Source organism: Staphylococcus sp. EG-SA-2 (genome assembly GCF_017152085.1).
In genome coordinates, this window is the sequence record NZ_JACYHC010000809.1 from 1 (window position 1) to 1294 (window position 1294).

Below are 1294 nucleotides of genomic sequence, written 5' to 3' on the forward strand. Positions count from 1 at the left end.
CGTGAAAATTGAAGATATTCCAGATCCTGTATTCGCACAAAAAATGATGGGCGAAGGTTTTGGTATTAATCCAACTGAAGGAGAAGTTGTGTCTCCAATTGCAGGACGTGTTGACAATGTCTTTCCAACTAAGCATGCGATTGGGTTAAAAGCAGATAACGGATTAGAATTATTAGTTCATATCGGTTTAGACACAGTTCAATTAGACGGTGAAGGATTTGAAGTGTTAGTGTCTAGTGGTGACGAAGTTAACGTCGGAGATCCATTAGTAAGATTCAACCTTGAATTTATTAATAATAACGCTAAATCTGTTATTTCACCAATTATAATTACTAACACTGATCAAGCAGCTTCAATTAATATTTATGATGAAAATGCTGTGATTAAAGGTGAAACAAAAGTGATTGATGTGACAATGAACTAATGAAAAACTATTCGTTTTATCAATTTGTCATGACAGTTCGTGGTCGACACGATGATAAAGGTCGTCTAGCAGAAGAGATATTTGACGATCTTGCTTTCCCAAAACACGATGATGATTTTAACATACTGTCTGATTATATTGAGACACATGGTGATTTCACATTGCCAATGTCTGTATTTGATGATTTATATGAAGAATATACGGAATGGCTAAAATTTTAATATAATTTTTAATAATAATAGTTAGAACCAGGGTGATGCAATTCGTTATCCTGGTTTTAATTTAAAATAAACTAAGTTGTGACTAAAAATTAATCAATTATAGTGAAATATGGTGCGCTATCTTGCATAAATTGATATGATTAACTACACAGAATTTAAAAGTACATAATACATAATAAGGAAGTGATACAATGGATGATAAGCAACACACATCTTCATCCGATGATGAACGCGCTGAAATTGCAACAAGCAATCAAGACCAAGAAACTAATTCATCGAAACGCGTTCACTTAAAACGTTGGCAATTCATATCAATATTAATTGGTACAATCCTAATAACAGCTGTCATCACAGTTGTTGCATATATTTTTATAAATCAAAAAATAAGTGGTTTAAACAAAACTGATCAAGCAAACTTAAATAAAATTGAAAATGTGTATAAAATCTTAAATAGTGATTATTACAAAAAACAGGACTCTGACAAGTTAAGTAAAGCTGCAATTGATGGTATGGTCAAAGAATTAAAAGATCCTTATTCTGAATATTTAACAAAAGAACAAACGAAATCCTTTAATGAAGGTGTTTCAGGTGATTTTGTAGGTATTGGTGCAGAAATGCAAAAGAAAAATGATCAAATTATGGTTACTAG

Annotated in this window: 3 protein-coding genes; all 3 read left to right on the plus strand. The window is 31.5% G+C overall.

What is annotated here, in order from left to right; genetic code table 11:
• The coding region (locus IDG60_RS14695) for a PTS sugar transporter subunit IIA (RefSeq protein WP_206160840.1) at positions 1-424 on the plus strand (424 nt) is incomplete at its 5' end.
• Complete coding sequence (locus IDG60_RS14700; protein WP_000801007.1) at positions 424-645, plus strand: YozE family protein; 222 nt, start codon at positions 424-426, stop codon at positions 643-645. The genes IDG60_RS14695 and IDG60_RS14700, both read left to right, overlap by 1 nt.
• 191 nt (positions 646-836) lie before the next feature.
• Positions 837-1294 (plus strand): S41 family peptidase (locus IDG60_RS14705; protein ID WP_481906097.1); only part of this gene is annotated, 458 nt, incomplete at its 3' end.